Source organism: Shewanella sp. ULN5 (assembly GCF_030731885.1).
GTDB classification, from domain to species: Bacteria; Pseudomonadota; Gammaproteobacteria; order Enterobacterales; family Shewanellaceae; genus Shewanella; species Shewanella holmiensis.
In genome coordinates, this window is record NZ_JAPJEE010000014.1 from 57,389 (window position 1) to 81,394 (window position 24,006).

The 24,006-nt window shown below is 42.1% G+C and carries 21 protein-coding genes; all 21 read left to right on the plus strand.

The features are described 5' to 3' along the window. The first annotated feature begins 131 nt into the window (after positions 1-131). Positions 132-515 (plus strand): ATP synthase subunit I, encoded by a 384-nt coding sequence (locus ORI98_RS13685; protein ID WP_261299151.1) that lies wholly within the window; start codon positions 132-134, stop codon positions 513-515. Positions 516-527: 12 nt separating this feature from the next. Next, positions 528-1,349, plus strand: coding sequence for a F0F1 ATP synthase subunit A (gene atpB, locus ORI98_RS13690; RefSeq protein WP_261299150.1), 822 nt, complete (start codon positions 528-530; stop codon positions 1,347-1,349). A gap of 37 nt (positions 1,350-1,386) precedes the next feature. Then, a complete protein-coding gene (gene atpE, locus ORI98_RS13695; RefSeq protein ID WP_188843213.1) occupies positions 1,387-1,641 on the plus strand; it encodes a F0F1 ATP synthase subunit C in 255 nt (84 codons plus the stop codon). 27 nt (positions 1,642-1,668) lie between these two features. Beyond that, complete coding sequence (gene atpF, locus ORI98_RS13700; protein WP_188843211.1) at positions 1,669-2,139, plus strand: F0F1 ATP synthase subunit B; 471 nt, start codon at positions 1,669-1,671, stop codon at positions 2,137-2,139. 15 nt (positions 2,140-2,154) lie between these two features. Next, the gene (atpH, locus tag ORI98_RS13705; protein ID WP_188843209.1) at positions 2,155-2,688 is read left to right on the plus strand and encodes a F0F1 ATP synthase subunit delta; all 534 of its coding nucleotides are present in this window, start codon (positions 2,155-2,157) and stop codon (positions 2,686-2,688) included. A gap of 14 nt (positions 2,689-2,702) precedes the next feature. After that, positions 2,703-4,244 (plus strand): F0F1 ATP synthase subunit alpha, encoded by a 1,542-nt coding sequence (gene atpA, locus ORI98_RS13710; RefSeq protein WP_261299149.1) that lies wholly within the window; start codon positions 2,703-2,705, stop codon positions 4,242-4,244. A 51-nt stretch (positions 4,245-4,295) separates the two neighbouring features. Further along, positions 4,296-5,156: a F0F1 ATP synthase subunit gamma gene (gene atpG, locus ORI98_RS13715; protein ID WP_261299148.1), complete on the plus strand. Its 861-nt coding sequence runs from the start codon at positions 4,296-4,298 to the stop codon at positions 5,154-5,156. A gap of 36 nt (positions 5,157-5,192) precedes the next feature. Then, positions 5,193-6,584 carry a F0F1 ATP synthase subunit beta gene (gene atpD / locus ORI98_RS13720; protein WP_306135575.1) on the plus strand — a complete coding sequence of 464 codons (1,392 nt, stop codon included), beginning with the start codon at positions 5,193-5,195 and terminating at the stop codon, positions 6,582-6,584. A gap of 36 nt (positions 6,585-6,620) precedes the next feature. Next, complete coding sequence (locus ORI98_RS13725; protein WP_261299146.1) at positions 6,621-7,049, plus strand: F0F1 ATP synthase subunit epsilon; 429 nt, start codon at positions 6,621-6,623, stop codon at positions 7,047-7,049. Positions 7,050-7,202: 153 nt separating this feature from the next. Then, positions 7,203-8,567 (plus strand): bifunctional UDP-N-acetylglucosamine diphosphorylase/glucosamine-1-phosphate N-acetyltransferase GlmU, encoded by a 1,365-nt coding sequence (glmU, locus tag ORI98_RS13730; protein WP_261299145.1) that lies wholly within the window; start codon positions 7,203-7,205, stop codon positions 8,565-8,567. A gap of 238 nt (positions 8,568-8,805) precedes the next feature. Next, the gene (locus ORI98_RS13735) at positions 8,806-10,989 is read left to right on the plus strand and encodes a TonB-dependent siderophore receptor (RefSeq protein WP_306135576.1); all 2,184 of its coding nucleotides are present in this window, start codon (positions 8,806-8,808) and stop codon (positions 10,987-10,989) included. Positions 10,990-11,163: 174 nt separating this feature from the next. Beyond that, on the plus strand, positions 11,164-11,934 hold the full coding sequence (locus ORI98_RS13740; protein WP_261299143.1) for a DeoR/GlpR family DNA-binding transcription regulator: 771 nt from the start codon (positions 11,164-11,166) through the stop codon (positions 11,932-11,934). A gap of 34 nt (positions 11,935-11,968) precedes the next feature. Further along, entirely contained in the window at positions 11,969-13,798 is a 1,830-nt protein-coding gene (glmS, locus tag ORI98_RS13745) for a glutamine--fructose-6-phosphate transaminase (isomerizing) (RefSeq protein WP_306135577.1), read from the plus strand. Positions 13,799-13,926: 128 nt separating this feature from the next. Further along, positions 13,927-14,808: a TnsA endonuclease N-terminal domain-containing protein gene (locus ORI98_RS13750; protein ID WP_306135578.1), complete on the plus strand. Its 882-nt coding sequence runs from the start codon at positions 13,927-13,929 to the stop codon at positions 14,806-14,808. Next, positions 14,795-16,906: a Mu transposase C-terminal domain-containing protein gene (locus ORI98_RS13755; protein ID WP_306135579.1), complete on the plus strand. Its 2,112-nt coding sequence runs from the start codon at positions 14,795-14,797 to the stop codon at positions 16,904-16,906. Before ORI98_RS13750 ends, ORI98_RS13755 begins: the two co-directional genes overlap by 14 nt. Continuing rightward, positions 16,893-18,542, plus strand: a complete 1,650-nt coding sequence (locus tag ORI98_RS13760; protein WP_306135580.1) for an ATP-binding protein — start codon at positions 16,893-16,895, stop codon at positions 18,540-18,542. The genes ORI98_RS13755 and ORI98_RS13760 overlap by 14 nt, the downstream gene beginning before the upstream one ends. Position 18,543: 1 nt before the next feature. Further along, complete coding sequence (locus tag ORI98_RS13765; protein ID WP_306135581.1) at positions 18,544-20,088, plus strand: TnsD family Tn7-like transposition protein; 1,545 nt, start codon at positions 18,544-18,546, stop codon at positions 20,086-20,088. Next, entirely contained in the window at positions 20,085-21,713 is a 1,629-nt protein-coding gene (locus tag ORI98_RS13770) for a hypothetical protein (RefSeq protein WP_306135582.1), read from the plus strand. Before ORI98_RS13765 ends, ORI98_RS13770 begins: the two co-directional genes overlap by 4 nt. 157 nt (positions 21,714-21,870) lie before the next feature. Next, positions 21,871-22,797: a WYL domain-containing protein gene (locus ORI98_RS13775; protein WP_306135583.1), complete on the plus strand. Its 927-nt coding sequence runs from the start codon at positions 21,871-21,873 to the stop codon at positions 22,795-22,797. A 9-nt stretch (positions 22,798-22,806) separates the two neighbouring features. Beyond that, positions 22,807-23,406: a DUF1819 family protein gene (locus ORI98_RS13780; RefSeq protein ID WP_306135584.1), complete on the plus strand. Its 600-nt coding sequence runs from the start codon at positions 22,807-22,809 to the stop codon at positions 23,404-23,406. Beyond that, a complete protein-coding gene (locus ORI98_RS13785; RefSeq protein WP_306135585.1) occupies positions 23,403-24,005 on the plus strand; it encodes a DUF1788 domain-containing protein in 603 nt (200 codons plus the stop codon). The genes ORI98_RS13780 and ORI98_RS13785 overlap by 4 nt, the downstream gene beginning before the upstream one ends. The last annotated feature ends 1 nt before the right edge of the window (position 24,006 follow it).

Sequence of the window (24,006 nt, forward strand, 5' to 3'; positions counted from 1 at the left end):
TTTTACACTCATCAAAGTTGCAAACAAAGCGCGAAAAGGTATACTTTGCAGGCTTTTTGTAAGTTAAGGCTGGGTTAATAAAGTTAAACTAGACTTATGCGCGCAAAAAGCACGAATGCGGAGAGAGAAAATTGAGTAATGTTTTAGCGCGTCGTGGCCGATCATCAGCTTATAAACTAGTGGTAATTCAGGCGGCGATAGTTGGGGTAACTTCAATTTTACTTTTCGCTCTGTGGGGCTTTCAGTATGGACTTTCTGCTTTTGCAGGAGGTGTTATTGCTGTATTGCCTAATTTTGTATTCGCAACCCTAGCCTTTTCCCATGCAGGGGCAAGTGCATCAGGAAAAGTCGTTCAGTCGTTTTTTCTGGGGGAAGCGGTAAAGTTGCTGCTTACCATTGTATTGTTTGCTATTGCTTTTGGTTTATTAGATATGGTGTTCGCACCGTTATTTGCAACCTACGCATTAGGAATACTAGTACCTTGGGCAGTCCCTTTATACTTCAAGCAAAATTAAGTGAGATTAATCATGGCGACAACTGGTGAAGCACTAACTGCTTCCGGGTATATCCAGCATCACCTGACTAATGCGAAAATGTGTTCTGCCGATGGCGGAGTTGCTTTTAACTATGCATGTCAAGATGCCGGGTTTTGGACTTGGCACATTGACTCACTTTTGTTTTCAGTAGGCCTTGGGGTTTTGTTTTTGTGGTTATTCCGCAAAGCAGGAAAAAAAGCAACCACGGGTGTACCAGGCAAATTTCAATGTTTTGTTGAAATGTGTGTGGAAGGTGTTGATAAAATTGCAAAAGACTCATTCAATGGTCGTAATGCAGTTATCGCACCATTAGGTTTAACTATTTTCGTCTGGATTTTCCTGATGAACTTAATGGACCTAGTCCCTATTGACTTTATACCTGAAGCCGCAAACAGATTATTAGGTGTTCCTTACCTTAAAATTGTTCCGACAACTGATTTAAACGTCACTTTAGGTTTGTCCTTAAGTGTGTTTGTGTTAATTGTTTTTTACAGTATCAAGGTTAAGGGTATTGGCGGTTTCACTAAGGAACTGACATTACAACCTTTCAATCATTGGTTATTGATTCCAGTCAATTTAGTATTGGAAACAGTTACCTTGGTTGCGAAGCCTATTTCATTGGCGCTTCGTCTGTTTGGTAACCTGTATGCAGGTGAGTTGATTTTTATTCTGATTGCACTTATGCCTTGGTGGGCTCAGTTCGCACTTTCAGTGCCTTGGGCGATATTCCATATTTTGGTCATTGTGCTGCAGGCCTTTATTTTCATGATGCTGACGATTGTTTATTTAAGCATGGCTCATGAAGAACATTAATTTAGAAATTGATAATTAGATATTTATCGGAGATAAAATGGAAACTGTAATTGGTTTTACGGCAATCGCTGTTGCTATCATGATTGGCCTAGCTGCATTAGGTACTGCTATCGGCTTCGCAATCTTAGGTGGTAAGTTCTTAGAAGCTTCTGCACGTCAACCTGAGCTAGCGCCAGCGTTACAAACTAAGATGTTCATCGTAGCGGGTCTACTAGATGCGATCTCTATGATTGCAGTTGGTGTTGCATTATTCTTCGTATTCGCGAACCCATTCTTAGCTCAACTTGGCTAATCTAGCACCCTGTAAGGAGTTGACGTTATGAGTATTAACGCTACCCTGCTAGGCCAAGCAATATCTTTTGCGCTCTTTGTGTGGTTCTGCATGAAGTTTGTATGGCCGCCGTTGATGAATGCAATCGAAGAGCGCCAAAAGAAGATTGCTGATGGTCTGGCTGATGCCGGCCGTGCTGCAAAAGATCTAGAGTTAGCTCAAGCGAAAGCCACTGAGCAACTTAAAGACGCTAAAGCAACTGCTAACGAAATTATTGAGCAAGCTAACAAGCGCAAAGCTCAAATCGTTGAAGAAGCAAAAGCTGAAGCAGATGCTGAGCGGGCTAAAATTGTCGCTCAGGGTAAAGCAGAAATTGAGAACGAACGTAATCGCGTAAAAGATGACTTGCGTAAGCAAGTTGCTGCTCTAGCCATCATTGGCGCAGAGAAGATTCTTGAGCGTTCGATTGACCCAGCCGCCCACAGTGACATAGTTAATAAACTTGTTGCTGAAATTTGATAAGGGAGTTGAGTAATGGCTGAATTAAGCACCATCGCTCGCCCTTACGCAAAGGCAGCTTTTGATTTTGCAGTTGAACATAAAGCAGTAGAAAGTTGGACAGAAATGCTAACTTTCGCGTCATTGGTTACTGAAAATGAATCAATGAAACCATTGCTGAATGGCACTCTAGCGAGTGCAGAACTTGCTTCACTATTTATCAAAGTATGTGGTGAGCAAGTCAACGAGCAAGGTCAAAACCTGATAAAGGTAATGGCTGAAAACGGTCGTTTAGGGATACTGCCTACAGTGTCTCTACTTTTTGCTGAATACCGCAATGAGTGGGCCAAAGAAGTAGAAGCTGATGTGGTTTCTGCTACTGAGCTAAGCGCAGAGCAACAACAGCAAATTAGTGTTTCTTTAGAGAAACGTCTCGCACGCAAAGTTAAGCTGAATTGCAGCATTGATCCATCGCTAATTGGCGGTGTGATAATTAAATCAGGCGACCTAGTCATTGATGGCTCGGTAAGCGGTAAGTTATCGCGTTTGTCTGACAAGCTGCAGTCGTAATTGGGAGTTTGAGCATGCAACTGAATTCCACTGAAATCAGCGATCTGATTAAGCAGCGGATCGAGCAGTTCGACGTCGTTAGTGAAGCTCGCAACGAAGGTACTATCGTTGCAGTAAGTGACGGCATCATTCGCATTAACGGCCTAGCCGATGTAATGCAAGGTGAAATGATCGAACTGCCTGGTGGCCGTTTTGCAATCGCGTTGAACTTAGAACGTGATTCTGTCGGTGCCGTAGTAATGGGCCCTTATGCTAATTTAGCTGAAGGCGCAAAAGTAAGAACAACTGGTCGTATTCTTGAAGTACCAGTCGGTCGTGGTCTACTTGGCCGCGTTGTTAACACTCTAGGTGAGCCTATTGACGGAAAAGGACCTATCGAAAATGATGGTTTCTCTCCTGTTGAAGTAATTGCTCCTGGTGTTATTGAACGTAAGTCAGTATCACAACCAGTTCAAACCGGTTATAAAGCCGTTGACTCTATGATCCCTATTGGTCGTGGACAACGTGAATTGGTCATCGGTGACCGTCAAACTGGTAAAACAGCTTTGGCAATCGATGCCATTATTAACCAGAAAGATTCTGGCATTAAATGTGTATACGTAGCGGTAGGCCAAAAAGCTTCTACCATTGCTAACGTTGTACGCAAGCTAGAAGAACATGGTGCATTAGCTAACACTATCGTTGTAGTAGCATCAGCTTCTGAAGCTGCAGCATTACAATTCTTAGCGCCATATTCTGGTTGTTCTATGGGTGAATACTTCCGTGACCGCGGTGAAGATTCTTTAATCGTATATGATGATTTGTCTAAGCAAGCTGTTGCTTACCGTCAAATTTCATTGCTATTGAAGCGTCCACCAGGACGTGAAGCATACCCAGGTGACGTATTTTATCTACACTCTCGTTTATTAGAGCGTGCTTCACGCGTAAACGAGAACTACGTAGAAAAGTTCACTAAAGGTGCAGTAACAGGCAAAACCGGTTCTTTAACCGCTTTACCTATTATTGAAACCCAAGCTGGTGACGTATCAGCGTTCGTACCGACTAACGTAATTTCGATTACCGATGGTCAGATCTTCCTTGAAACTGACCTATTTAACTCGGGCTTACGTCCAGCGGTTAACCCAGGTATTTCTGTTTCTCGTGTTGGTGGTGCAGCGCAGACTAAGATCATCAAGAAACTGTCTGGTGGTATCCGTACCGCACTTGCACAGTATCGAGAGCTTGCAGCGTTCTCACAGTTCGCATCTGATTTAGATGATGCAACACGTGCTCAGCTTGAGCATGGTGAGCGTGTAACCGAATTAATGAAGCAAAAGCAATATGCTCCAATGAGCGTTGCTGACCAATCAGTATCTATTTTCTCTGCAGAAAAAGGCTACTTGAAAGGTGTTGCTTTAAATGAAGTCGGTCGCTTTGAAGCCGCTCTGCTTTCATACATGAACAGTCAACATGCTGACCTAATGAACACCATCAACGCTACTGGCGATTATAACGCTGATATCGAAGGTGAGTTGAAGGCAGGCATGGACAAGTTCATTGAAACCCAAACCTGGTAACAATGAACGGGGTGCCCATGGGCACCTCAGGTCCCAGATTGGAGAGTAGAGATGGCCGGCGCTAAAGAGATTAAAACCAAGATCGCGAGTGTTAAAAACACTCAGAAGATCACTTCAGCTATGGAAATGGTTGCAGCTAGCAAAATGCGTAAAGCGCAAGACCGCATGGCAGCAAGTCGTCCATATGCAGAAAATATGCGTAAGGTGATCGGTCACGTCGCGCAAGGTACACTTGAATTCAAACATCCAATGTTAGAAGTTCGAGATGCCAAGCGGGTTGGTTACATTGTTGTGTCAACTGACCGTGGCCTTTGTGGTGGTTTGAACGTTAACCTTTTCAAAAAGGTAGTTACAGACCTGAAAGAATGGAAAAAGCAGGGTGCGCAAATTGAGTTTTGCCCAATTGGCTCTCGCTCAGTACAGTTTTTCAAAAGCTTTGGCGGTGAAATATCTGCCCATACATCAGGTTTAGGCGATGCGCCAAAACTTGCTGATTTGATTGGCACAGTACGTGTCATGTTAAAAGCTTACAACGAAGGCAAACTGGATCGTCTGTTTATTGTGTTCAACAAATTTGTTAACACAATGACTCAGACTCCTGTGATCGAGCAACTGCTACCTTTGCCTAAATCGGAAGAAGAAGTAGCTAAATATCCTTGGGATTATATCTACGAGCCGGATCCAAAAGAAATTTTGGAAACACTATTAACTCGTTATATTGAATCACAAGTATATCAAGGTGTTGTTGAAAATATCGCTTCAGAACAAGCTGCCCGTATGGTGGCAATGAAAGCGGCTACAGACAACGCAGGCGAACTTATTGACGATTTGCAGTTAGTTTATAACAAGGCCCGTCAGGCTGCTATTACGCAAGAACTGTCGGAAATTGTATCTGGCGCTGCAGCGGTTTAGGTTTTAGGTAACGAATTCAAGTTTAGAGGATTAATCATGAGCACAGGTACTGTTGTCCAAGTAATTGGCGCGGTTGTGGACGTAGAGTTTCCACAAGATTCTGTACCCAAGGTATATGACGCTCTGAAGATCACAGGTGAAGGTACCTGTAATGGTTTGGTGCTGGAAGTTCAGCAGCAGCTAGGTGGTGGTGTTGTTCGTACCATCGCTATGGGTTCTTCTGATGGTCTGCGTCGTGGTCTAGAGGTAGCAAACTCAGGTTCACCAATTTCTGTTCCGGTTGGGGTTGCAACCCTTGGCCGTATCATGAACGTATTAGGTGAGCCAATTGATGAAGCGGGTCCAATCGGTGAAGAAGAGCGTTATGAAATTCACCGTGCAGCTCCTTCATACGAAGATCAATCAAACACAACTGAGCTTTTAGAGACGGGTATTAAGGTTATCGACCTTGTATGTCCATTCGCTAAGGGTGGTAAAGTTGGTTTGTTCGGTGGTGCGGGTGTTGGTAAAACAGTTAACATGATGGAACTGATTAACAACATCGCTAAAGCTCACTCGGGTCTTTCTGTATTCGCTGGTGTAGGTGAGCGTACTCGTGAGGGTAACGACTTCTACTACGAGATGGAAGATTCAGGCGTACTTGATAAAGTAGCCATGGTTTACGGTCAGATGAACGAGCCTCCAGGTAACCGTTTGCGCGTAGCGTTAACCGGTCTGAGTATCGCTGAGAAGTTCCGTGACGAAGGTCGTGACGTACTGTTGTTCGTTGACAACATCTACCGTTATACCTTAGCGGGTACTGAAGTATCTGCACTATTAGGTCGTATGCCTTCTGCGGTAGGTTATCAGCCAACACTAGCTGAAGAGATGGGTGTTCTTCAAGAACGTATCACTTCAACTAAGTCTGGTTCGATTACTTCTGTACAAGCAGTATATGTACCTGCGGATGACTTAACCGATCCGTCACCAGCTACAACCTTCGCTCACTTAGATGCGACTGTTGTACTATCACGTAATATTGCATCGCTAGGTATTTACCCTGCGGTTGACCCATTGGATTCGACTTCTCGTCAGTTAGATCCACAAGTTGTTGGTCAAGAGCACTATGACGTTGCTAGCGGTGTACAAACTGTATTACAGCGTTACAAAGAGCTGAAAGACATTATTGCTATTTTGGGTATGGATGAATTATCAGATGATGATAAAACAACCGTATTCCGCGCACGTAAGATTGAGCGTTTCTTATCTCAACCTTTCTTCGTAGCAGAAGTCTTTACTGGTTCTCCTGGTAAGTACGTTTCTCTTAAAGACACCATCCGTGGCTTTAAGGGTATCTTGGAAGGTGAGTTCGATCACATCCCTGAGCAAGCGTTCTACATGGTTGGTTCAGTAGACGAAGCCGTCGAAAAAGCTAACAAAAAGAAATAACTAGGCCGTAAAGCTTAGTTCTTTAAGGAGAGCTCAATGGCAGGCATGACAGTCAAACTTGATATTGTTAGTGCAGAGAAAAGCTTGTACCACGGCGAAGTTACTTTTTTTGAAGTATCTGGCGCTGAAGGTGAATTAGGTATTATGCCTAATCATGCTCCTTTGCTAACAAAAATCAAACCTGGCATGGCGCGCATGGTCAAGCAAGATGGCAGTGAAGAAGTATTGTATCTTTCAGGTGGAATCCTGGAAGTTCAACCTACTTCAATTTCTGTTCTTGCTGATGTTGGATTGCGTGCCGATGATATTGATGAACAAGCAGCTTTAGAAGCTAAACGCCATGCAGAAGAGAAAATTGCTAATGCAGGTGTAGACTTCGATTATGAAGCGGCAACCATTGAATTGGCTAAATCGATAGCGCAATTGAAAGTTGTTGAAACCATCAAGAAAAACATCACCAGATAAGTTGATTATTTGCTGAATAAAAGGCGACTCATTTATGAGTCGCCTTTTTTATTGCGCCGAATAAGTTCTGATTAATGATCCGTTTTCCCTTTATGGCGCGATTCAGCTAAAATAGCCCCAATTTTACTTTTAGGTATTTTGAAGGAATCAATCATGTCGTTAAATGTTGTGATCTTAGCTGCAGGCAAAGGAACGCGTATGCGCTCAGATCTTCCTAAAGTGTTACACCCAATCGCCCATAAAAGTATGGTGCAACATGTCATCGATACGGCAAATTCTTTAGGCTCACAGGCTATTCAATTGGTTTATGGCTACGGAGCCGATAAACTACAAGCCGCACTGGGTGAACAACCTTTAAACTGGGTATTACAAGCCGAACAGCTTGGTACAGGCCACGCTGTAGCACAAGCGAACCCCAATATTGGTGATGATGATACGGTGTTGATCCTTTATGGTGATGTACCACTTATTCAGCAAAGTACCTTAGAAGAATTATTAAAAGCACGTCCTGATAATGGTTTAGCTATTCTTACTGTTAATTTACCAAACCCAACAGGTTATGGCCGCATTGTGCGTGAAGCAGGAAAAGTGGTTGGTATTGTTGAACAAAAAGATGCCAACCCAGAACAGCTTAATATTAAAGAAGTTAACACCGGCATAATGGCTGTGCCTGGCAAGCAACTAAAAGCTTGGCTTAACCGTTTATCAAACAATAATGCCCAGGGCGAATATTATCTTACCGACATTATTGCTATGGCCCATGCCGATGGTGTTGAAATTAATACCGCGCAACCTCAGTCAGCAATAGAGGTGGAAGGTGCTAATAACCGCGTGCAACTCGCTCAACTTGAGCGTGCTTATCAAGCCCGCGCAGCTGAAAAGCTTATGCTAGAAGGCGCCAACTTACGCGACCCAGCAAGAATAGATATTCGCGGTGACGTAAGCGTAGGTATGGATGTGATGATCGACGTTAACGTGATTATTCAGGGTAAAGTCACCCTAGGTAATAATGTCACTATTGGTGCTGGTGCTATTCTCATCGATTGTGAGATTGCTGATAACGCTGAAATTAAACCTTATTCTATTATCGAAGGCGCTAAATTAGGTAAATCTGCCAGTGCGGGGCCATTTGCCCGTTTACGTACAGGTGCTGAATTGAAAGAAGATGCGCATATCGGTAATTTTGTTGAAATGAAAAAAGCCGTATTGGGCGTTGGTTCAAAAGCTGGCCACTTAGCATATTTAGGCGATGCGCAAATAGGTGCGGGCGTGAATATTGGTGCAGGAACCATCACGTGTAATTATGATGGTGCTAACAAGTTTTTAACTGTTATCGAAGATGGTGTATTTGTCGGAAGTGATACCCAGTTAATCGCTCCGGTTACCATAGGTAAAAATGCCACTTTAGGTGCAGGCTCAACCATTGCTAAAGATGTTGGCGAAGGTGAGTTAGTTATCACGCGTGTAAAACAGCGTCATATCGCTGGCTGGCAACGTCCAGTTAAACAGCCTAAGTAGCCAAAGGCTAGTTAATCTCTGTTCAGCGGCTATTGTCAACGTTATCTGCGTTAGACTTACTGGTAGTAGGCCTGCGATACACTCGACACTAAGCGATAAATGTCATCATTTATCGCTTTTTTTAGGCAATTAAAACATCTCAAAATAGAGTAAATATACTGTAAATTTTATTTAATAATAATCATTCTCATTTAAGATGCCCGCATTAAATCGGTATAACATCTTAATAGAGGTATGAATGTTAACTAAACTTTCGGCAGTAGCTATCGCTGTAACAACAGGATTATTATCGTATTCAGTGCAAGCTGAAACATCTACGTCATTACAAGTCACACCAGATCAAGCCGCGGCTACACATAAAAGTATTGAGCGAATAGAAGTCACCGGCAGACAGTTTAATCATTATAAAGTCGGTACAGCCTCAGGTGCGATGCGCGGTAACATTGATTTAATGGATACCCCCCAGTCAGTGGCAATTATTCCTGACTTTGTTACCGATGAACAACTTGCTAAAAATTTATCTGAAGTATTGGTCAATGATTCAAGTGTGACTGCCGGCAGTGAAAAATGGAACCGCCAGGTCTTTAGTTTACGTGGGTTTGAGCTTGACTCTGGGTCGAGTTATCTTATCAATGGCCACCAGCAGTGGTCTCACTATGTTCAGCCAATAGAAACATTACAACAGGTTGAAGTGTTAAAAGGCCCATCTAGTATGTTGTATGGTCAATCAGGCCCCGGTGGTTTGATTAATATGGTGACCAAAAAGCCAACATACGATACTCAATTTGAGCTAGGTTTTGATACCGATGATCAAGGCTCGACACGATTTCAAGCTGACGCGGGTGGCAGTATCAATGATGCACAAACTCTGCGTTACCGTGCTGTGTTGGTTAAACAGGATTCACAATACTGGCGTACCTATGCCAACACTATGGGCGTTGATGAAAATAATCAAGAACGCGATCGCTGGTTAGGCTTTATTAACCTTGAATACGATATTACTGACGATTTATTGTTGTCACTCAAATACGACCATACCCAAGATAAAACCGGCATCGACCGTGGTGGTTGGTTAAATAATGCGGGTGAACTGGTAGGAGGCCGAGATTTAATATGGGATATGCCATGGGCATTTACCGATAATACTATCACCAATAAAGGTGGCGATTTAACTTACCATATTAACGATAATATGCAGGTTAAAACCGGTTATAACCACCAGCAATTTAATCGTCAGCGTTTAGATACCTTACCTAATCGTTGTGGTAAAGACAGCAACAAACAAAATGTGTGCTATGAAGATCCATTAACCCAAGGTTACTTTATCAGTCCATTTGATCGCTATGATGACTGGCAACATGAAACGGCCTATATGGATTTTACCAGCCAATTTAATACAGCAGGTATTGATCATCAATTGCTATTAGGCGGCAATTTATTGAAGTACTACTATGGCCAGTTAAAAGATTCAGGCCCTAGAAATCAGCATGTTATGCCTGGTGTACCTGTCGTTAATCCGGGGTTAGATTATCACCGTGATACTACTAAGTATGAATCTGATTACAAGCATTACGGCTTTTATCTACAAGACTTAATTAGCTTTAATGATTCATGGCAGGCGTTAGTGGGTACTCGCTATGATGAACAGAAAAAAGATGGTGAGGGTAACAATAGCTATGCGGTTTCACCTAAGTTTGGCGTGATCTACTCGCCAACAAAAAACGGCAGTATTTACGCTAATTATTCACAAAGCTTTAGCCCACAAGGGATGGTTAATAATGAAGATGACGTCAATAACAAGATGGATCTTGAACCAGAATACGGCACCCAATATGAGTTAGGGACAAAATGGGAATTATACGATGGCAGTTTACTGTTAACGGGTGCTATTTTTGATATCACGGTATCTAATGTTACGGTACAACAAACATTAGTAACCCCCGTTAATGGCAAAACTTATATCACTACCCAAGAAGGCGAACAGCGCCATAAAGGGGCTGAAATTGGTGCTCAAGGTCAAGTTGCCGATAAGTGGTTTGTCACTGGGTCAATGATGTATTTAAATGCTGAGTATTCACGCCCAGCCTCTGACAGCTTGAATGGTAAGACCCCGATAGATGCACCTGAGTTATCAGCAAACCTTTGGACACGTTATGAAATGACAGAAAGCTTTGCCCTTAACTTTGGCGCAACCTACGTGGGCGAGCGTTATGCCGACAGTCAAAACACCATCACTAAAGATGATTATATTACAGTTGATTTAGGTGCGGCTTACACTATGCCGGTAATGGGGAGCGATGTGAGTTTACGAATGAACATCAGAAACCTATTCGATAAAGAATACCTTGGCGGTGGTGGTACAACCGATGTTACCGTGGGTCAGGGGCGTAATGTGAATTTGGCGCTAGAAGCCAAGTTTTAACCCTTGCATTCGACAACCGACTCTAGAGGTTGGCCTATAGTCGATGTTATAGATAAAAAAAGCAGCGATTACCGCTGCTTTTTTGTTATTTATCTTTCAATAGTACTAGAAAATGTTTCATTTGCTGCTAAAATATCTTTCGTTTCGTAACTTAAGTGAAAGATAAGCGTCAATATGAACAAACGTAATACTCAACAACGTCGTCACAGCATTATTAACCTGCTAAACCAGCAAGGTGAAGTCAGTGTTGAAGAATTGTCGTTACGTTTTGAAACGTCTGAAGTGACTATTCGAAAGGATCTGGCCACCCTAGAAAAAACAGGCCTATTATTACGCCGTTACGGTGGCGCTATAGCCGTTCCTGATGAAGTTACTCAGCAATTTAGCGCCAAAATCGCCCCTAATAAATTAGCCATTGCCAAAACTGCAGCAGCGCTGATTAAAGATCATAACCGCATCATTATCGACAGTGGCAGTACAACCACAGGCATTGTGCAGCAACTTAATGGTCTACGAGGTTTAGTGGTGATGACTAACTCATTACAGCTAGCCAATGCGATTCATGAACTTGAGAACGAACCGACATTATTGATGACCGGTGGTACGTGGGACCCGCATTCAGAGTCTTTCCAGGGCCAGGTTGCCGAGCAAGTATTGCGTTCATATAACTTTGACCAGCTATTTATAGGTGCAGACGGATTAGATTTAGAGCGTGGCACCACCACATTCAACGAGCTAACCGGACTGAGTAAGGTCATGGCCGAAATGTCGCGCGAAGTTATTGTCCTCCTTGAGTCATCAAAAATAGGTCGCCGAATCCCAAATTTAGAACTGCCTTGGAGCGAGATCAATGTATTGGTCACCGATGACCATATCTCAGCCGAGGCATTACAAACCATTACCGACCAGGGCGTAAAAGTGTTACTTGCGCCTTACGTTGCATAAATTCAATTTAAAACCATTTAATAGGTAAAAAATCATGTGTGGAATCGTTGGCGCAGTAGCGCAAAGAGATGTTGCAGAAATTTTAGTTGAAGGTTTACGCCGCCTAGAATATCGCGGTTACGACAGTGCAGGTGTAGCCGTTATTCATAATGGTATGCTAAGTCGCACACGTCGCTTAGGTAAAGTGCAAGAGTTGTCATCTGCATTAGATGAAACACCATTAGCTGGTGGCACGGGTATTGCGCACACCCGCTGGGCAACCCACGGTGAACCAAGCGAGCGTAATGCTCACCCGCATGTGTCTGAAGGTGATATCGCCGTGGTACATAACGGTATAATTGAAAACCACAGCAAGCTACGTGAAAAACTAAAAGGCTTAGGCTATGTGTTTGCATCAGACACAGATACCGAGGTGATTTGCCACTTAGTGCACCATCAATTAAAAACCGCTGATAATTTATTAGCCGCAGTGCAAGCCACAGTTAAACAACTTGAAGGTGCTTACGGCACAGTGGTTATCGATCGTCGCGACAGCGAGCGTATGGTTGTTGCCCGTAGCGGAAGCCCATTGGTGATTGGTTTTGGTTTAGGCGAAAACTTTGTTGCATCTGATCAACTGGCGTTATTACCTGTTACTCGTTCATTCGCATTTTTAGAAGAAGGTGATGTCGCAGAAGTTACCCGCCGTGAAGTTAATATTTTTGATGTTAACGGCAACCCAGTTAAGCGTGAAGTGAAAGAATCAGAAGTCACCCACGATGCCGGTGATAAAGGTGAATACCGTCACTACATGCTTAAAGAAATCTACGAACAGCCAACTGCCATCGCCCATACTTTAGAAGGCCGTATTGCGGGTGGTAAAGTATTAGATTCTGCCTTTGGTGAAAACGCCGCAGAGTTTTTAAAAGATATTAAGCACGTTCAAATTATTGCCTGTGGTACCAGTTACCATGCGGGTATGGCGGCGCGCTACTGGTTAGAAGACTGGGCTGGCGTATCGTGTAATGTTGAAATAGCCTCTGAGTTCCGCTATCGCAAATCGCACTTATTCCCTAACAGCTTATTGGTGACGATTTCACAATCAGGTGAAACCGCAGACACCCTAGCAGCACTACGTTTAGCCAAAGACATGGGCTACAAAGCCACCTTAACCATTTGTAACTCAGCGGGTTCATCATTAGTACGTGAATCTGATATGGCGTACATGATGAAAGCGGGCGCTGAAATTGGCGTCGCCTCAACCAAAGCCTTCACTGTGCAATTGGCTGGTTTATTAATGCTAACTACAGCTATTGGTCGTCACAACGGCATGAGCGAAGAAATGGAAGCGGCGATTACTCAAAGCCTACAATCTATGCCAGCTAAAGTTGAGCAAGCCCTTGGTTTAGATGATGCCATTGCTGAACTAGCAGAAGATTTTGCCGACAAGCACCATGCATTATTTTTAGGCCGTGGCGATCAATACCCAATCGCAATGGAAGGCGCGCTAAAGCTGAAAGAAATTTCATACATTCATGCAGAAGCCTATGCTTCAGGTGAATTAAAGCACGGCCCATTAGCACTTATTGATGCTGATATGCCGGTTATTGTTGTCGCACCAAACAACGAACTGCTTGAAAAACTTAAATCAAACGTAGAAGAAGTACGTGCCCGTGGCGGATTAATGTATGTGTTTGCCGATAAAGATGCCGAGTTTGAGTCTGATGACACTATGAAGGTGATCCCAGTACCACATTGTGATGAGTTTATGGCACCGCTTATTTACACCATTCCATTGCAGTTGTTGTCATACCATGTAGCCTTGATTAAAGGTACCGATGTTGACCAACCACGGAACTTGGCTAAGTCTGTGACAGTTGAGTAGGTAACATTATTGCTGTTGGTTGATTGTAAACTTACAAAAAACTATCATACTTACAAAAAAGTATCATACTAAACAAAAAACTATCACACTTTAGTATTTCCGAGTTATGCTTAATAAATGAGCATAACTTGGATACTATTAAGATGAAACAAGCCCATGTATTTCTTACCCCTTACCCTCGGGAAATAATTAATCTACTCGAACCTTCTATTATCAAGCGTTTACAAAAAGAGAAGCGAGGTCAGGGTGTTGGCAAACATTACAAGCCATTCCTTACCGTTCGGGATGTTCCAAGTAAAGGTAGGGTTCATCGTCGACCAGCACTTACTCATAATCGTATTGTTCATTTACTTTCTGATCTTGAATTAGCCGCATTTCTTATCTACGACTGGCAACACTCGGTTATCGATATCCGAGAGCAATTTCCTCTAAATCCAGAAGCAACGGTTTCTATAGCAAAACGGTTGGGTATTAAACACCCTGCCTATCAAGGTGTTATGCAAGTAATGACAACGGATTTACTTGTGGATTTTAATTCAGATGGACAGCACCAGAGCAGAGCTATATCTGTCAAGTATGCGCAAGATCTTGAAGATAAACGAACAATTGAGAAGTTAGAGTTGGAACGGCGATTTTGGGAGGCTGAGGGAATAGAATGGTTTGTCTTTACGGAACATGAAGTGCCGGTTAATTTTGTCAAAAATATCCGTTGGTTAGCTCCTCACATGCACAGCTATGACCTTGATGACTCTCAAAGAATGTTCGTGTTTGAGAGCATCCTTCAGATGCTGGAAGCCAACTGGGAAGAAAAGCTCCCTGTGGTGCTTAGCGAGTTAGATCAAAAACAAGGGCTTCAGATCGGTACAAACCTAAATTATTTCAGGCATCTTGCCGCGCAAAATGCTTTCCAGTGGGAAATGCATAATTGCCTGCACACAAGCTTAAAAGCTAAAAATATTATTGCTTCAGAGTTTTGGCTAGGAAAGGATGCTCAATATGTTCATGCCTAACGATGTCTACGCCTGGCATGAAAAAAGAATCCGAATTTTGTGGAGTAATCAGCAAGCAATATTCTGGATAGACATTGATGATGATCTTGCCCTTCCACAGATTGCGTCAAAATATGATTTTGAACACTTTATGGCAAGGGGAGAACTGCTGTCCGAAGCCGATCCTTACGTAAAATTCAGTATGACTTCTCCGAAAAAAGGTTCAAAAGCTGAAGCTGTTCAGGAAAAAGCCTGGAATGCTATTCGCTTAGTGATAAAAGTTGAGCCAGATATTTATCAGAGAAAAACCAGAGGAGAACTTTTAAATCAAGTACTGGATCAATCAGGAGTAACTAAGCAGACAGTATACCGGTGGCTCAGGCGCTATTGGCAGTTTGGTATGTGCAAAAATTCATTAAGTGGGCGGTATGATCTCTGTGGAGGCTTTGGTAAATCTAAAAGAATTGAAGATAAACGTAACGGTCGCCGTCGTACTCGAACTCCAGGGGAAGGTGTACCAGTTACCGAGCAAATGAAATCGCTTTTTAGGGTTGTGATTGAAAAATGCTTGCTTAATCAGGGCAAATATGAATTTGATTACGCCTATAATCAATTACTTATTGCCTATGGTATAAAGTTACCTTGTAAGCCGGAAGATTTAATTGATGTTCCGACCGAAAGGCAATTTGGTTACTTTTACAAAAAAGAGTACACATCTATCGAAATTACCAGAAAAAGAGAAGGTGAAATTAATTACCTAAAAGATCATCGACCTGTTCTTAGTACATCAACAGCTGAAGTTCCCGGTCCAGGATATTTATATCAAATTGATGCGACTATTGCTGATGTTTATTTGGTTTCAGAGCTGAATCGCGAAGAAATCATTGGTCGCCCAACTCTTTATTTTGTTGTTGATGTATTCAGTAGGGCCATTGTCGGAATGTATGTCGGCTTAGAGAATCCATCGTGGATAGCCGCTATGGAAGCACTTAGTGCTTCTATGGCTGATAAGGTCAAATATTGTGCTCAGTTTGATATCGATATCACTCCTGATATGTGGCCGATGCAAGGATTACCTGAAAACCTTATTGGTGATAAAGGTGAAATTCTTGGGCGGCATGTGGAAGTGCTCAGCAAAGCTTTTCATGTAGATATTCAAAATACTCCGTCTTTTCGTGCTGATTGGAAAGGGTCTGTTGAGCGATATTTTCGCACCACTCAAACTAAGATGAAGCCGTTTGTTGAAGGCTATGTGACAAAAAATCCTATCGGTAAAAAACGGCATGGCAATGATTATCGTCAGGATGGAATTCTTACCCTGAAAGAGTTCACTAAGATGATGATTAAGATTGTTCTTTTTTACAACAATGAGCATGTGATTAGTACGTATGATATTGATTCTGGCATTCCTAAAGATCTGCCGGCAAATCCTCTTACATTGTGGAACTGGGGAATTGAAAATCGGACCGGCTTACTTCGTAGACCAGACTCGAAGTTAGTTAACGTAAATCTGCTACCGCATACTACAGCAACTATCACTGAACATGGACTAAAGCTTTTTGGTTGTTATTATAGTTGTAAAGAAGCGTTAGATTGGGGATGGTTCGAAGGTAATTATCGTGGCCTAAAATCCGTTACAGTGGCGTATGACTTGTATACCACAAATACGATTTATTTGAGACCATCTGACTCTTATGCGGATTTTATTTCTGCAAACCTTACGGCGAGAAGCCGGGCGTATGCCAACATGACAATGTGGGAGTTATGGACTACTCGTGATGGGCAAAGTACAGCAGCAGCTACATCAAAATTAAAAGCCCGATCTGGTTCAGTTAATCTAGTAAATGATCTTGAGCAGATTGCTGATGAAGCAAAATCAAAACAACCCAAGTACACCAGAGCAGAAAAAGCACGAAGAGCGAAAGGTATTTCGGATAATAAAAGTAACGAAAGGCAATATGAGCGAGATAAAAAATCGGCCAAGAATGAGCCGGAATCTAGTGAATCATTAGCAACGGTAATATCAATTCATGGTGCAAAAGCGACTGAGAAGAGCTTTAAGTTACCAACGAGGTTAAAAGATCTACTTAAAGAGGATGACTTAGATGAACCAATATAATGACACACGTTATCCAGAAGCTGATTATAAAGACCAAGGATTACCAGAATACAGTGATAATCCACTTATTGCAGCATTACCGATAATTATGAGTCCCATTGATGTGGCTAAGAAACTGAGAAATCGACCTATCTATCATTCTGCTGAATTGAATTTGGAAAGCCATATTCGAACACATGCTATTAGCCGGTTAACTAGGTCGTTTTTCGTACCGCAGACCAATCACATTGTTGTGGAACAAAAACTATCTAAGTTGATTCGCACCAGCTACCTGAACAGAAACCCAAATACCGCAACCTTTAAACGTAAGCTAAATACAATTAGAGATTTAGTTCAAAGGGAAGATTTAACCGCTTATATTCATGATGATGTTCATTCGCCAGCTTCATCTATGACAATTGCTGGTATTTCTGGGGCAGGTAAATCGACTACTGTCAACCTAGTATTGAATACCTATGATAGGGTTATTTACCATCCAGAATACCATTTGCTTCAGGTACCATGGTTAAAAATAGATTGCCCACATGACGGATCACTCTCAGATTTTTGTCTGAGCTTCTTTATCGCTTTAGGGCGACGCTTAAATATTGATTATCGCGCTAAATACGCTTCAGGTCGGCCAACTATTGGAAAAATGATGGCAGATGTTGCTGACCTTTGTCTGATCCACGCGATTGGCTTACTCGTTATTGATGAGTTTCAGCACATGAACCTTGCTAAGAGCGGTGGTGAGAAGAAAATGATTAATTTTCTTGTCACATTGGTTAATGTTGTTGAGGTTTCAGTTGTTCTGATTGGCACTCCTAAAGCGTTAAGGCTATTTACCAGTGAATTCCGCCAAGCTCGTAGAGCGAGCGGTGACGGAAGCATTGTTTGGGACCGATTGCCATTTGATGAAAGCTGGGAAGACTTTTTGACTGAACTCTGGCCCTATCAATGGCTGAATAACAAAGTAGAGAGAACAGAACCTTTAACCAATAAGCTTTATGAACTGAGTCAGGGCATCCCGGATATTGTTGTAAAACTGTTTTGTCTGGCTCAAGCGCGTGCCATTTTGTTGGCAGGTAGCGCCGAAGACGAGATGTTGTCTGTTGAGCTATTCAATGATGTGTTTGAAGAGGAATTTTCAATTGTCCGACCGATGTTGGAAGCGTTAAGAAGCGGGAATAAGAAGATAGTTGAAGAGTGCAATGATCTTGTTTTTCCAAAATTGGAAGAGAGCATAATCGGTGCTTTTGATAGACTGGTCTCTAAACCATTACCAAAACCCAAGCCCGTTGAGCTTGGTGACTCCTCTGAAAATAATGTGGCTAACTCAGCGATTTGTGCAATCGTTTCCATGGGAATTTCAGAAGATATTGCTCGCCCTTTAGTTACCGATGCTTTAGCCAGAAACCCAGATCTCCAACTTCTTCATTTAATGCAATTGGTGACGACGTCTTTAACTCAAGATGCTCATCAACCAGTTAACACGAAGAAAAAGAAAGAGAAACCTGTCTATACGAGTTTAAGTAATTGGGGACAATTGTCCGATCTTGATTTAAGGAAAATTTATAATGATAAAACAGGATCGCAGTACGAAGCATTATTAGAGCTACAGTTGATTTATCCGATTGACGAATTGCTGGCTGGTTAAGATGCTAACGTATTTCACCGTACCATATGATGATGAACTGCTTTATAGCTGTATTGCCCGTTATGGATGTCATACCGGGCAAGCGCAAAATCAAAAAGCTGTAGTTAGAGATGTGTGGGGGACAGATAGTGCAGTGGCTATTCCTGATTTGCCAAGTCATTTGCAAGATTTTGTTGATAATGTCGGAACGGTTTGGAAAGTTACTATAAATGAACTCATAGCTCAATTTACGTTGGCCCCTTTATATATTCCATTTTTATCTGATCAGCAGGCAAGACAAGTTCTTTCTTCGATGGAATCCAAATTTGGGGGTAATATTCATACTAGAGCAGGGATTGTTGCCAGTCGTGTACCTATACCAGCCCATTTTCGATATTGCCCTCAATGCTTGGAAGAACAATTGGCCGAATTGGGTGAGCCTTATTGGAGACGAATGCATCAATTGCCAATAATTGATGTTTGTATTATTCATAGCTGTAAACTTGAAGATAGCGCAGTCCCTTTTCATCCGAAGCAAAAGCATCATTATTGTGCGGCCATTCTTGAGTGTCATTCTCGTCAAGCAAGGTATGTTGAGCTAACAGAGTTGGAGCGACGGGTTATTGAATATCACAAGGAGTTACTGGATGTTTCCTTATTGGAAGGTTTGGGAACAAATCGTTGGACACTTTATTATCAAGAACTTGCAAAAGAACGCGGGCTTACTCATAAAAGCCGTGTACAACATGAAATAATTCACCAGAGTTTAATAAAAGCTTGGAAAGGTACCCTGTTAGAACCAATTTTGCCAGGAATGAACGAAAATAGCTGGCTAACTAATTTGTTTCGTAAACATCGAAAATCATTTCATCCTCTTAGGCACCTTATGGTTTTATCGGTATTAACTCCAGATAAAAAACTGTCTGAAATATTACAGCAAGTGAAAACGTTTCCTCCTGAGCAAGTACGAACTAAGCAGGTGTTTAAAGTTACAGGTAATACTCATGAAGAAATTAAAGCGCATAGAAATGAATGGGTTAAATTAATGGCCGTTCATCCTAACTATGGAGTGAAGAAGCTACGTAAACTTAACCCTGGCGGACGTATTTATGCGTGGTTATATCGCAATGATTACCCATGGTTGATGCAAAATTGTCCGAAAAAAGAAACATCACCAGAGGGTATTCGAGATGGTGATTATCCCAGTTGGGACAAACAAAATGTCAGAGTATTAACATCTATTTACAAAGACTTATTTCAAAGTAAAGGGCGGAAACGTTTGACTACAAGCCATTTGATTCAAAAGTTGCCTAGAGCAAATTCGGTTCAGAAACATTTGGTTGATTTGCCTTTGACCAAGCAGTGGCTGAGTTTACATGCTGAATCGCTAGAAGACTATCAGGTTTTTAGGCTTAAATTGGCTTATCAACATTTGACGGAGCGGCACCAAACAATCAAACGTTGGAGGCTCATTAGAGTTGCGAATATTCGAGAAGAGTTAGTCACAGAAAGAATTGAACGTGAAATAATAGCGTTGAAAAAGTTGTGGAGATCACGCCAGAAATGAGTGAGTTGGATGGGATTGGGATACGTGGCATTCCAAAAGGTTCAAAGTTGATTTTACTTGGTGATTGGTATCGTAAATTTGGAGGTGGCTGGCATGTTGTTTGTTATTTTTGGCATGATAAAAAGTATACAATCCGTAAATCATTACCGATTGATATGCTTCCAACCCTTACTGCCGGCACAAAATATCCCAGAGAGTTAATTGATAATATCGCTCAAGGATGGACTGGGAGTTTTCAAGCCCCAAATATCAGGTTCTGGCATAAATGCCGATATGGAGACATTCCCAGATCTTTACACCGAGCCGAGCAGTATGCTGAACAAGTCGATAATTCGATTGTTTATCGCCTTGATTCCGCTGGGCGAACTTATTGGCTACCTGCTATTGAACTGGCGCGAATGCTATTTTTCCATTCAGCGGAAGTGGCTAGAGCTTCTGTATATCAGGGAAACACTTGGCAATTGGGTAAGTCATCCGAGCATGGTTGGATTGGCGAGATTGAGCTGTCCTCTAATATTCCTGTCAGATATCTCAATAGTTTGCAGTTCAGAAAATTTTTCACCTGGTTATTCTTTGTTTCTGAAGCTGAGAAGAGTTTTTGTTCTATTTTTGAACAAATAAACCGAACAGCAAGAGAGATTGATAATGGTGAAAGGTGGACGTTTGATTTTTCTCCTCCTGACTTAGGAAATTGTGAGATTTCGTATGCTGGATTTACAGGCGGTGAATTTAATGATCAAATTTATATTCGTGAAATTCGGTCCATATCGGGTCTTCAATCACCAGAGTTAGATATTGTATTCTTTTCGCACCCTGATGATGAACTTTTTGTTCAATCTGAATCGGAAGATAAAAATAATGAGTGTAATCTTCTCCCTAATAAGCCGCCAGTTAATATCAAAGAACTAGATCCTGAAGGTAAGCCTAAAGCCAGTAAAAAACGTTATTTTATAAAAATGGGAAGAGCGGGTTTTAACTTTGATGTTGAGCCTGATTTAAGAAGAAGCCCTCGTCATATAAAGGCACTGCCACAAAATATAAAGCCTGAATTGGGTGATAATCAGGAGCTGTCAGAGGAAGAAATGGCGAGTTTACAAGAAGGAAAGGATAACGGTAAGGGTGTATGTGCCGACGTTGATAACCTTGACCCACCTCAGCTAATTGAAGCTCCTGAAAAGTTGGTCTTTTTTCAATTAATGCTCGAACAACTTGAATCTAAATATCAGTGGAAGATTGATTATCAGATGGGCGATGTTCCTAAGCAAAATTGCCGTAGTGCCCATTTAATCGATGGTAGGCCTCGTCAATATTGCCATGTAATCATACAACGCGATGACACTACCACCGTTCAAATCTTAGAAATTGAGCTAACCAAAGAGGAAAGCTTATCGACCTTGTTCTTCCGGATGAAGAGCGGTGGTCCAATTTATCAGAAGATTCTTGATGAATTGATGAGCCGAGATAAAGAGAAAGGATTGAATGCGATGAGTTGGAAACGACAATCTAATTCATTGAACACTAGCTTTTGTGTTTATCTTGGTCATCCTGATAACAAGATTAAGAATGAAGGGGATGCACTTGAGGTTTGGGTTGCTAGAGTCGCAGAAAAAATTCTGAGTCTTTAAACCATCTGAGTATTACTAACACCATTATCTAGGGTTAATTATCAATGTTATTTCATCCATTACCTGTGGATGGCATTATGCCTTTTTGTTATTATGTTACCTAATGAAAAAAAGTAGGTTGCTTGATGGCATTCAATCGATGGCTTCCTAGTTTTAAATGATTAGGGCTTGTCCCAGATGGATTGAGAGGCTGACAGTGCAAGACAACACTGGACTTGAAGAGCTTAGCCAAGCACAGAGAGAACGACTAGCTCATATTGATTTCACTTTGTTATTTAAAGGTGAAGCTGGGCGTAGTTATTTAACAGAGCGCTTTAGCGTAGCGCCGTCTGTGGCAACACAAGATTTTGCGCGGTACAAAGAGTTGGCTCCTAACAACGTTATGTATGACGAAAAACGCAGAGTGCACTTGAAGACGAGTGCATTCCAGCCGTTGTTTGATTATGACGTTGTTCGAACTCTTGCGACGATAAGCCAAGGATTCGGTGATGGTTTTCTTGGTAAGGTCAGGCCACCTATGGCTTGTGAAGCGCCATTCCATCTCAATAAGCCGAAATTGGAAGTGGTAGCGGCTATTAGTGAAGCCATCCATAAACGCGCAGTGATTAACATTGAGTACACCTCTTTGTCGAGTGGTCATGGGAGCCGGAAAATAGTTCCTCATACCTTGATTGACAATGGCTTAAGATGGCATGTCCGAGCATTCGATAGAAAGCATAGTGAATTTAGGGATTTTGTTTTAACCAGAATAAGTGAAGTTGAACTGTTAGAGGATGAGGTTAACGACGAAGTTGAGATTCTTCAGTGGGATAAGCAATGGAACCGAATAGTTGAACTAGAACTAATGCCTCACCCCAAACTAACACATCCAGAAGCTGTATCGATGGACTACGCAATGGAAAACAATAGGTTGCGTGTAGATATAAGGGCTGCGTTCGCTGGGTATTTACTGCGTTTATGGAATATCGATTGTTCAAAGAATAGTAAGATCAATGGGCGAGAGTTCCATTTAGCACTTAAAAACCCTGAAGCATTGTATGGTGTTGATAATGCTGAACTCGCTCCAGGGTATAGCGAATTGTGAGATAAAGTTATGAATATAAGAGAATATGTAGGTGACCTAATAGGAGGCAGTTTATTTATAACTGAATCTAGGATAATCGCTGAGTCGCTACTGAAAAAACTGCCAGAAGATGAGTGGAAGTCGCAGATCGTTGAGCAAAATGTTCTTCAGAAAAAATCCGGTCAGACGGCTATTCGTTATGCCAGAACTATCCGTTGGCGTATTGAAGGCCTTGGTGATGAGTTTATGACTGATCTTTTAGCCGCGAGTGAACGAGCATATGTCCAAATGCTGATGATGTCATTACTCATTCATTCCCCGGTTGTCGCTGATTTTATGCGACTTAGCTTGGCCGAGGCTCGTCGCACCTATAAACCTTCTTTAACTGCTGATGCATGGTCTGAATTTTATGACACAAGAGTGCGGGCATATGCCGAGCTTGGTGATTATTCTGATTCAACCATAAAAAAAATGGGTAATAACGCAGTTAAGGCATTGGTTAACTGTGGCTATCTTGGTGATAGCAGAAAAAAGAAAATACAGCCTGTTTACCTAATGCCAGAAGTTCAAGACTGGTTAGTTCGTCTGGGCAGGGAAGATTTGATTGATGTAATGGAGTGCACAATATGAAGGTTCTTCAGACTAGGCTTGATCTGATCTTGGAACGAATTGAAAGCCCTAAGTTTCTGAAAAACTATGGCTTGGGCAATGAAATTGGATTTTGGGTGTTTGATTATCCAGCCAAGTTTGAACTGCTTGTAAGAGAGCACCTTAAGCATGTTGATGAAAAGCTCAATAAGCGTGGTTACCGCTTTGTCCATCTCAATATTTTTGAAGTCTTGATAGAGATGCTTGAGGAGCGAGGTCTATTTGACCGAGCTTGCCAGCGTGAACTGCAAGTCGGTGTAGATGGCCTTCGAAAAACACTAGCCGGGCCTTTGAGCCAAGAGAAAGTGGCTAGGTATATAGCGGACAAATATAAGCCATCAGGTCTTGAGTTTGTGTTGTTGTCCGGCTTAGGCAGTGCGTGGCCGCTTGTCCGAGGGCATGAGTTACTCAGTGCTCTGCAAGATGTGATGGGCAGTACGCCATTAGTGCTTTTCTATCCAGGAGAATATAGCGGAAGGGATTTGCATCCTTTTGGCATGATCGAATCTAAAAACTACTATCGCGCCTTCAAGCTTGTGCCTGAAGACGGTAAAAAACCTTTTGCTGACAATAAGAAGTAGA